This window comes from Chloroflexota bacterium (assembly GCA_026710945.1).
Classification (GTDB): Bacteria; Chloroflexota; UBA11872; order VXOZ01; family VXOZ01; genus VXOZ01.
This window is the reverse complement of record JAPOQA010000008.1, coordinates 1-8,958: the sequence shown is the minus strand read 5'-3', so window position 1 is coordinate 8,958 and position 8,958 is coordinate 1. Positions and strand designations below refer to the sequence as shown.

The 8,958-nt window shown below is 59.4% G+C and carries 10 protein-coding genes and 1 pseudogene; 5 read left to right on the top strand and 6 right to left on the bottom strand.

Annotated features, from left to right (window positions below; genetic code table 11):
- Nucleotides 1-114: 114 nt before the first annotated feature.
- Nucleotides 115-450, bottom strand: a complete 336-nt coding sequence (locus OXE05_01265; GenBank protein MCY4435945.1) for a type II toxin-antitoxin system HicB family antitoxin — start codon at nucleotides 448-450, stop codon at nucleotides 115-117.
- Nucleotides 447-701 (bottom strand): type II toxin-antitoxin system HicA family toxin, encoded by a 255-nt coding sequence (locus tag OXE05_01260; GenBank protein MCY4435944.1) that lies wholly within the window; start codon nucleotides 699-701, stop codon nucleotides 447-449. The genes OXE05_01265 and OXE05_01260 overlap by 4 nt, the downstream gene beginning before the upstream one ends.
- Before the next feature lie 490 nt (nucleotides 702-1,191).
- Here OXE05_01260 and OXE05_01255 point away from each other — a divergent pair, with 490 nt between their 5' ends.
- The 4 genes and pseudogenes from OXE05_01255 (at nucleotide 1,192) to OXE05_01240 (ending at nucleotide 3,021) form a co-directional block, all read left to right on the top strand.
- Nucleotides 1,192-1,512, top strand: a complete 321-nt coding sequence (locus OXE05_01255; GenBank protein MCY4435943.1) for a hypothetical protein — start codon at nucleotides 1,192-1,194, stop codon at nucleotides 1,510-1,512.
- 36 nt (nucleotides 1,513-1,548) lie between these two features.
- Nucleotides 1,549-1,653 (top strand): annotated as a pseudogene (locus tag OXE05_01250) (excalibur calcium-binding domain-containing protein).
- Between the two features lie 154 nt (nucleotides 1,654-1,807).
- On the top strand, nucleotides 1,808-2,530 hold the full coding sequence (locus OXE05_01245; protein MCY4435942.1) for a hypothetical protein: 723 nt from the start codon (nucleotides 1,808-1,810) through the stop codon (nucleotides 2,528-2,530).
- A gap of 8 nt (nucleotides 2,531-2,538) precedes the next feature.
- The gene (locus OXE05_01240) at nucleotides 2,539-3,021 is read left to right on the top strand and encodes a type II toxin-antitoxin system VapC family toxin (GenBank protein MCY4435941.1); all 483 of its coding nucleotides are present in this window, start codon (nucleotides 2,539-2,541) and stop codon (nucleotides 3,019-3,021) included.
- Between the two features lie 21 nt (nucleotides 3,022-3,042).
- Here the strand turns inward: OXE05_01240 and OXE05_01235 are convergent, their stop codons facing one another.
- The 4 genes from OXE05_01235 to OXE05_01220 all read right to left on the bottom strand — a co-directional run bounded on the left by OXE05_01235 (nucleotide 3,043) and on the right by OXE05_01220 (nucleotide 8,013).
- Nucleotides 3,043-4,359, bottom strand: coding sequence for an aspartate aminotransferase family protein (locus OXE05_01235; protein MCY4435940.1), 1,317 nt, complete (start codon nucleotides 4,357-4,359; stop codon nucleotides 3,043-3,045).
- A 421-nt stretch (nucleotides 4,360-4,780) separates the two neighbouring features.
- Nucleotides 4,781-5,824 carry a D-cysteine desulfhydrase family protein gene (locus tag OXE05_01230; protein MCY4435939.1) on the bottom strand — a complete coding sequence of 348 codons (1,044 nt, stop codon included), beginning with the start codon at nucleotides 5,822-5,824 and terminating at the stop codon, nucleotides 4,781-4,783.
- A gap of 789 nt (nucleotides 5,825-6,613) precedes the next feature.
- Nucleotides 6,614-7,081, bottom strand: coding sequence for a MerR family transcriptional regulator (locus OXE05_01225; protein ID MCY4435938.1), 468 nt, complete (start codon nucleotides 7,079-7,081; stop codon nucleotides 6,614-6,616).
- A gap of 110 nt (nucleotides 7,082-7,191) precedes the next feature.
- Nucleotides 7,192-8,013, bottom strand: coding sequence for a phytanoyl-CoA dioxygenase family protein (locus tag OXE05_01220; GenBank protein ID MCY4435937.1), 822 nt, complete (start codon nucleotides 8,011-8,013; stop codon nucleotides 7,192-7,194).
- Between the two features lie 125 nt (nucleotides 8,014-8,138).
- Between OXE05_01220 and OXE05_01215 the strand changes: the two genes are divergently transcribed.
- Nucleotides 8,139-8,435 carry a MoaD/ThiS family protein gene (locus tag OXE05_01215; protein ID MCY4435936.1) on the top strand — a complete coding sequence of 99 codons (297 nt, stop codon included), beginning with the start codon at nucleotides 8,139-8,141 and terminating at the stop codon, nucleotides 8,433-8,435.
- Nucleotides 8,436-8,958 lie beyond the last annotated feature (523 nt).

The window sequence follows — 8,958 nt, the reverse complement described above, 5'->3', positions numbered from 1 at the left end:
CCAATACCTCCCACGCCCGGTCGGAAATATCGTGGCGGCGGTGCGCCGGCGCTGCGGCTGTTGCTGACATAGCTCCCATCCTGCTACATTGGTTACTACCTCAGCTTACCACCACTACCTTACTTTGACGACACACCCTAGCACGTGCTTGATCCACTCGTTGATGCTCATGCCGCTCTGCAGCGCTGTGACCGCCACGCGCTGATGCAAGTCCGATCCGAGCCGCAGCGTGAGCTTTCCAGAGAGCGGTTTGCGTGGCTCCACGCCATCTTCCGCGCACGAGGCTAGGTACTCTTCGATTGAAATGCGAAACTCGCGTTTCAGTCCTTCTACGTTAGTGGCCTCGAACGTGACGATGGGATAGGGCCCAGCGTTGACGACCTGTCCATGCAGAAGCCCTACCGAATCGTCATATTCAATCGTGGCTATGTAGCCTTTATACTCCATCATGGCGTCACTCCTAGTGTCCTCAAAAGCATGGCGACGCTGCGAACCGTAGCCCTGCCGGTCTGTGGGCTAGGATGCGGCCTGTGAACCACAATGCGCTCCGCGCCCTTCTTCAATAGCAACCGCGAACCTGCCCGTTCTGAGACCTCCACGCCCACTGCTTCCAACATACTCTCAATGTCCACCCACCTGATATCGGATGGTGTCGGCCTAATGAAGACTCGCTCTAGGATACGCCGATGCTGCCTTCTCATATAGAAAAATGGTACCATATATCAGTACCATTTAATGAGAGGTTTCCACTTTTGTCTACGCTTAGTCGGTTAATTACTGCGCAGACGTTTGTAATACATTCTCCACTGGGCATAAAGATCAGATGAGAATGCGGTCATTGCTCTACTGGTTGGCGCGACTACTTGGTGACGTGAGTGCCGTGCGTAGGGGGCGAATCGGACAACGCATCGTGCGTCGCGTGGCGGGCAAGGCTGCGAGTCGAGCAATGCGCAAGACACTGCGCTAAGCAAGGCCGACTTTGCCAGCGCCTTGTTAGCACAACCAGATGCCTACCTGCCGGTGTGCTTGTGCAAAGACTACAGCGCCTTTCGGGAAAGGCGCACTCAGTTAAGTAGCATGGTAGTGAGGCAAAGCACATGTCTTGCCGTCACTCCCCCATGCTGGCTCTGGACTCGCTACGGACTGGGATTCTTTCATCACCTGCAAGTACGGTGAAGGCACATTCGCCTCATGCGCAGACACCTCGGGTTCCTATCGAACACGCGCCGGCAGCGGCCCCTTGCCAGTATTGCCAATCTGATCCTGCTAGGCCTCTGCGTCAGTGTGCTCGCCTGTGGAGGGGATGAAGAGAGCGACTTGGCTGCTGCCGTAACGCCCACCGCCAATGTGGAAGCTAAGGCCACGCCCGTGATCCTGGCTACGCTTACCGCTCCGGCCGCGGCCACGTCAACACCTCCGCCCGCTCCCACACCTTCTGCTCTTCCGTCACCGATACCTTCGCCCCCTCCCACGCCTACCGCAATGCCGCAGCGTGACTTCGACGCGCAATAATACGTTGGCAAAGGAGATGAATTCAACTGCGGTGACTTCGAGTACCAGTGGCAGGCCCAAGCGGTCTTGGAAGCGGACAAGTCAGACCCAAACCGACTGGATAGAGACAAAGACGGCACCGCCTGCGAGAGCCTCAAGTAGGGCGAGATACAGATTTGCCTTAGCCTAGAGCGCAAATTTCACTTAAGTGGTCGCAGCATCGGCGGGAGAAGGATTTGGAAGCAGATCGAATTGACGATTGAGTCATACGGTATGATGTATGTAAGCTGCAATGTGTGCCATTCAGAGGTGTGATATGTCGACAAGAAACAATGTCGTCACATTAAAGCTAGATGGAGTAGTGCACTTCCCAGACTTCGCCAGGGCCATTAGCGAACTTAACGAATTGCTGAAGTCCCTTAGTTCTGAAATAACGGGCAGTGCTGTTTCAGTAGAGTGGAAAGTTATCGAGCTTTCCGCTTCAAGTGCGGCAACGACTTTACAAGGAACTTCCGATGACCCAAAGGACGTTCCGTTGCTAATGGCCGCCTACTCCATCGTCGGCCAAGCATTAGAAGATCACTCTGAGATACCCTACTCCGAGGAAATCCGCAGACATGCCCTTTCAATTGCATCTCTAGTCAATGGCGAGATAACTGCTATTCACTTCAGCACACCAAGGGCACAGCATATTGTCCGCGAGCCTCCCAAACGGGAACAGAAACCAGTAACCGTAGATGCGTTTGGGGCGATAGAAGGACGGATACGGACGCTTTCCGACCGTCAGAACCTCAAATTCACGCTGTATGAGAGTCTATTTGACGCCCCCGTCATCTGTTACCTTTCTCTTGAAAACGCCGATGAGGCAGCGCGTCTTTGGCGAAAGCAAGTACTTGTCGAGGGGATGATTCGGCGCGACCCAAAGACCGGCATTCCGACCCAAATCAGGAGCATCCGAACAATCAATGAGATACCTTCTACCGCCCCTGGCTCTTACCGTGAGGCGCGGGGAGTTTTGCGAAACGTCGCGAATTCTTAGGGGGCGCAATGCCAGATCTTCCAATCTATATATACTGGGACGCCAACTGTTTCTTGCATTACATCAATGACACGCCAGAGTACATAAACACGCTACAGGGGATTTTGAGCGAGGTAGAGCAGAGCGAGGGGAAGCGCAAGATTGTCACCTCCATTTTGTCATTAGTAGAGGTGGCACACTCGGGCCAAGAACTTATCGACCGAACGCTCGACGAGTCGGCACTTAACAATATTGATAAGCTCTTCTATGACAGCAGCGTAGTGTTGCTTGTAGAGTTTACGCCGTTCATCGCGAAACAGGCCCGCGGAATAATGAGAATTGGTCTGGAGGAAAGCCTTAAGCGAGATCCGCGCGACTGCATACATCTTGCGACCGCTACGTACATGAAAGTGTGCGAGGCCCACACTTATGACAAAGCGCTTTGGGCCTATTCAGACCATCTTGGGATCAAAGTTTGCGAACCGCGTGCCCAGAATCCGCGCCTCTTTTGAGCCAGAACTGCGGCTACGCTCCTACTTGGCCGTATCTCGCTCCTGCACCGTCTTCAACGCCGCCCGGGCGCGGTCGAGAATCTCGCCCACGTCCTCATCGCTGTGGGCGAGCGAGAAGTAGAGCTTCTCACCCGGATTCGTAAGGATACCGGAGCGGAGCAGCTCTTGGGCGAATGCGATGCGCTTGGTATTGTCGGTCTGCAGGCAGTCGCGGTAGCTGCGCAATTCACCTTCGCCGAAGAAGACCTGCAGCAGCGGCCCCGCGCCGATGGCTTGCAGCGGCTCACCAAACTCCCTGCCGAGCGCTTCCAGCCCGTCGCGCACTGTATCGCCAATCGCGTGCAGACGCGCAAAGCTGCCTTCTTCCTGCAGCACGCTCAGGGTTGCAAGGCCGGCCACGGCGCTCAAGGGATTGCCGCTGAACGTGCCGCCCATCCAGACGTAGCGCGGCGTGCCACGGATAGCCGACGAGACCACCTCCATGATCGCGGCGGGCCCGGCCACCGCGGCCTGCGGATAGCCGCCGCCCAGCGCCTTGCCGAGCACCGCCAGGTCCGGCTCCACGCCGTAGTACTCCTGTGCGCCGCCCCAGGCGAGACGGAAGCCGGTGACGATTTCGTCGAAGATCAGCAACGCCCCCACTTCGTGCGCCAAATCCCGGACGGCTTCTAAGAATCCCGGCTCCGGATTGAGCGCCCGCTGGAGCGGTTCCATGATGATGGCTGCCAGGTCGTCACCGTGTTGGTGCACCAGCTCGCGGGTAAGGTCGAGGTTGTTGAACTCCGAAATCAACACCTGCTCCTGCACCTGCGCCGGGATGCCGCTGCTGTCCGGAATGCCATGGGGATAGTCACTCGTGCGGGGCGGCGCGGTGCTCAGGGTGGCATAGTCATTGCCGCCGTGGAGCGCGCCTTCGAACTTCAGCACCTTGTTGCGGCCGGTATAGGCGCGAGCAATGCGCACGGCGTAGAAGGTGGCCTCCGTGCCGGTGCTCACAAAGCGGATCTGCTCGGCGCACGGCACGGCATCCACCACTTGTTCGGCCAGCCGAATTGCCGGTTCGTTCAGGAGAAAGTAGGTGGCGCCCTGCGCCACCTGTGCCTGCACCGCCGCCACCACCGCCGGATGGGCGTGCCCGATGAGCACGGGCCCCGAGCCCAGAATGCAGTCGATGTACTCGCGTCCGGCCATGTCCCACACGTGGCTGCCGCGCCCGTGGGTGACCACAATCTGATATTCGTCCGGCAGCCGCCACAAGCCGGAACTGCCGCCCGGAAAGTGCTGCCGGCTGGACTCCAAGAGTTCCTGCTGTGTTGCCGCCATTGACAAAGGGTTCATGCTATTGCTTCCTTACGCGAATTATTGCAATCGCTGAGTGCCTATCACATGTGTGGAATCCGGCGCAGGCATAGGCTACTTGCACCGGATTGGTGGGGCTGCACGCCAATCGCAACCCTCCGGTCGCAGGTTTGCGCCCGGGCCTTGCGCAAAGTATCTTACCATGCCGCAAATTTACGCCGGTCTCTGCCCCAAGGAGACCTGTGTCCAAACGCTGGATTTGGGGCGTGGATTGGGTGTACTGGCAGAGTATTCCCCTCACCCCAGCCCTCTCTCCCGGGAGAGGGGGTAGGAACTTGCGCCCAAGAAATGAGGTTGCGCAGTGGTCTCCTCAAGCGTCACTTTTGGGTGTGGTGTGAATGGGATTCTCGACACGTCTGCGGAACCTGCCACCGCGGACTGCAAGAGGTCCAAGACTATGCTATGCAAGCACCTCGTCAGCGTGGGCGAAGAGCGAGGGAATGCCGCCGGTGTGCACGAATACCACGCGCTCGCCTGGCTTGAAGGTGCCGTTCCGCACCAGGTCGATGAGGCCGGACATAGCCTTGCCGGTGTACGTGAGGTCGAGCAAGATGCCTTCGGTGCGCGCCACGGTGCGCACCGCCTCCCGGCCCGCGGCGGTGGTGATGCCGTGTCCGGCGCCGAAGTACTCTTCCCGCACGTCCACTTCATCAGCAGTTAAAGCGCAAGGGATGCCGTAGTAGTGCGCGGCGGTTTGGGAGAGGGCGGCAATGCGCTCGCGCTGCGGCGGATTCTGCGGACGGATGGAGATGCCAGTGACGTGATAGGGCAGGCCCAACGCCTTCACCGTGGCGGCAATGCCGGTGTGGGTGGAGCCGGAACCGGAGGTGACGACAATTGTCGTCGGCTGCTCCGGCAGGTGCTGCAATTGCTCGTGCAGCTCCAGCATGCCGCTCAGGTAGCCCGCCACCGACTTGACGGCAAGTGCGGGGTATTTGTTCGTGAAGCGGAAGGGCCGCCTGCCCTGGACCTTGAGCGATTCCACGCGTTCGTCAATGACGGCCTGCACATCCACGTCGTCGGCGTCCGGCGCGATCTCCACGCGCGCGCCGAAGAGGTGATCGAGCAGCAGGTTGCCTTGCACGTCCGCCCGGTGCTTTAGCGCTCCCAGTACGAGGAAGCACTCCAGCCCCAGTTTCGCCGCGGCCGCCGCGGTCTGGCGGCACTGGTTCGACTGCGGATACGCGCCGGTAATGATGCAGTCCGCACCCTGAGCGATGGCCTCACCAAACAGAAAATCCAGGTTGCGCGTCTTGTTGCCGCCCAGTGCCAGGCCGGTCAGGTCGTCGCGATTGATGGAGATGTCGGGACCGCCCAGGTGCGCCGTGAGGCGTGGGCAGTAGTCGAGCGGCGTAGGAAGATTCGCCAATTGAGCGCGTGGCAGAGCAGCCAGCATCTCGCGCAAGGTCTCCGTCGTGATCGTCGGCTGTTCCGGAATAGTCACTGAATGCTGCCTCCTTGGGCAATTCGCAACCCTCATTACCGCTTGAGTACTCAACGCACCGCTACTGAAAGAGAGATCCCCGCTATCAGTGGTGCCCCGTATCGGCATGCGGGGCAGGCATTGTGCAATTGTAAGGAATACGCCGGCTTCGTCGTAGATGTGGAATCTGGCAGGAGCGGTGAAAGTCCCCCCTCACCCCAACCCTCTCCCCAGGGAGAGGGAGCTTACCGTGCGCCTTTGGCCCGAGGAGAGGGAGCATATCGTGTGCCTTTGGCCCGAGGAGAGGGAGCACATCGCGCGCGCTGGGCCCGGGGAGTGAGAGCAATCCGTGCGCCTTTTGCTCAAGGAGTAAGAGCAGGTCGCGCACCTTTGGCCCGGGGGGTAGGAGCATGTCGCCCACCTTGGGCCCGAGGAGTGGGAGTAATTCGTGCGCCTTTGGCCCGAAGAGTAGGATCATACCGCGCGCCAATCAGGCCACGAAATAGGAGTCCGCTATGCGCCCTTGGCTCTACCCCGCAAAGCCTGTTCCGTACCTCGATAGGGAGTCTCCCCAGGGCATGGAAGTCTATTTGCCTGCCGACCTGTCTTGTGCAAAGCATGCGCGGTATGCAAAACGGGCTCTCCGCTCGGAATTGTCTAGAGCCTGACCCGTACTTGAAGCGGAAAGAGGGCGAATCCTTGCCAAGACAACCTACACCGGCCCGCTTGACGAAACTTTGCTGCGTTTGCCTCGCGCCGCCAAGTACGAGCGTCGGCTCTCGCGGCACGTAGGGGCGTTGGCGTCGCTGCTCACGTAGTAGTGTTCACGGCGACAGCTTGGAGTTCGGTTTCGATCTGCTCCAGCCGTTCCCGTACGCGCAGGGAACGCTCGTCAAATTGGTCGCGCATTTCAGCCACCTGGCGCATGCGCCCATCCAGCACTTCGACCTGTTGCTCCAGAATTTCCAAACCCTTCCGCAAGGAATCCCGCTTCGTTTCCAGGTCGGACGCCTGCTTGCTTTCTTGCCGCAGCAGCTTGAGCGACTCCATCGCCTCCACCACCTGTTTGATTTCGCGCAGCGAAAAGCCCAGCAGCCGCTTGAGCTGCACGATATTCTCCAGGCGGTCAATATCTGCAGCCGAATAGAGGCGGAAGCCGCCTTCCATGCGAGAGGGCGGCGCGAGCAAGCCGATTTCTTCGTAATACCGCAGCGTGCGTGGCGTAAGACCCAGTTGCTCGGCTACCTCGCCGATTTGAAGATAGCGTTCAGCAGACATAGCAGTCCCCCAGCAGTTCCCCCGAACATGCGCACCATTCTCTGTTCGCACCGTGTACCGTTACAGGCACGCCTTAATCATAGGGGGCAGTTTCCGTTAAAGTCAACGACTTAGCTGTCCAGTCCTCCCTGGTTGCGGAAAGGCTGCGGCAGGCGTTGCAGCGACCCGTCCAAGAAGCGTGCAACCAAAGGATCGCTGCCGTGCAAATAGACCGGCCAGACTTTGAAGAAGTTGCCGCCGAGCAGCGCCGCGTCGCCGGCCGCGATCTGGTAGACCAACGCCCGCCGCGGCGTATCGCTGTTATTGGGATGCGTGTAGTGCAGCAGATTGCCGTGGTGAATGGTCATGCTGCCGGCAGGTCCTTCCAGGTCGTATAGGTTGCCGTTGGCAACGTCGGGGGCGTAATCATCGGCGGTGGAGCAGTGCCCCATGAATGCGCCGTCTGCGTCGTGGTGACTCACCGGACCCCGCGTGTGGCTGCCGGGGATGGCCTGCAGCGCGCCGTTCCGCACCGTGGTGTCATCCAACAGAAACGTCACCGCCAGCACGTCGTAATTGGTGAGTGGGTGAAAGGGATAGTCCTGATGCCAGTCCACGGCGCCTTCACCTTTGGCGATGGGCTTCCAGTGGACCCGCGCCTGAATCAGATGCAGGTTTTCGCCGATGAGCTGCACGGAAGCTCCCACAAGCGCGGGATGATGCGCCGCTTCCATGAACGCATCCTGCAAGAAGATCACGTCATGAATAGCAACGGTGCGTTCCTTGCCGCCGCGTCGGAGCCGTTCCTCGTCCAGCGCGTCGGCGGCTGCCCGCAGCCCGGCGAGCTCCTGCGCCGACAGCACGTTGGGGAGCACCAGAAAACCGTTCTCATGATAGGACGCGAGCTGCTCGTCGCTCAGGACCGGTTGGGCAGGGGCCGCCCGATTCGCCATTGTGCCGTCCTCCTTCTCGCGTAGTATTGCGGGGGCTAATGCATCTGTCAAGCCTGCTCGCTGCCGTGCACGGAATCGGCTTTGGTATACTGAGAAAAAGACGCGGCAGTGAAGGATAGCGCCCTATGGCAGAGACGGAGTTGATTACACTGCGGCTCTTCGCGGTCTTTCGCGAAGCCCTGGGCAGTAGCACGCTGGTACAAGAAGTGCCCGCCGGTACGACGGTTGGCCAGGTGCTGGCCCGGCTCATTGACGAGTACCCGGCGTTGGCAGGCGCGGAAGCAGCCGTGTCGTTCTCCGTCAACCGCACCTACGCCTCGGCGGAAACGGTACTGCGCGCCGGCGATGAGGTAGCTTTCATCCCGCCGGTAAGCGGTGGAGACACTTGCCTGTCCTGGACACTCTCGCTTACCCCGGAATAGAAGCAAGAAGACTCCCTCTCCCTAAGAAGACCACTGCATTGACCTTGGCGAGGCGGGAAAGTCCCCTCTCCCGGCAAAGACCTTTGCATTACCCTTGCCGGGTCGGGTAGGTCCCCTCTCCCGGCGGGAGAGGGTTAGGGTGAGGGGGAGATTCCCCCATTCTGGGAGTTGAATTTCCCGTTATTGCACTCTTGCGTATCGGTCTTGCTGATTACGGAGGATGGGTTAAGCAGAAATCCCCCCACCCTGGCGCTCTCCCCAGGAGGCCGTCTCGTAAACGCATCGCTCCGTGTAGACTTGCCCTTCGACCCTTCGACAGGCTCAGGCCAGGCAGGCTCTGAGCCTGCCCCGTACTCGATACGGGGGCGAACGTAACAGGCAACAATCCGTTCGTGCTGAGGGCTGCGCGAAGCCCTTGTCGAAGCACGATTTAAGAAAGGTCTGAACAACTCGGCGTAAGCTAGGGTTATTGGTGTGTGCGGGATTGCGGGGTGGTTTGGGGTGTGTGTTTGGCATTTAGGTG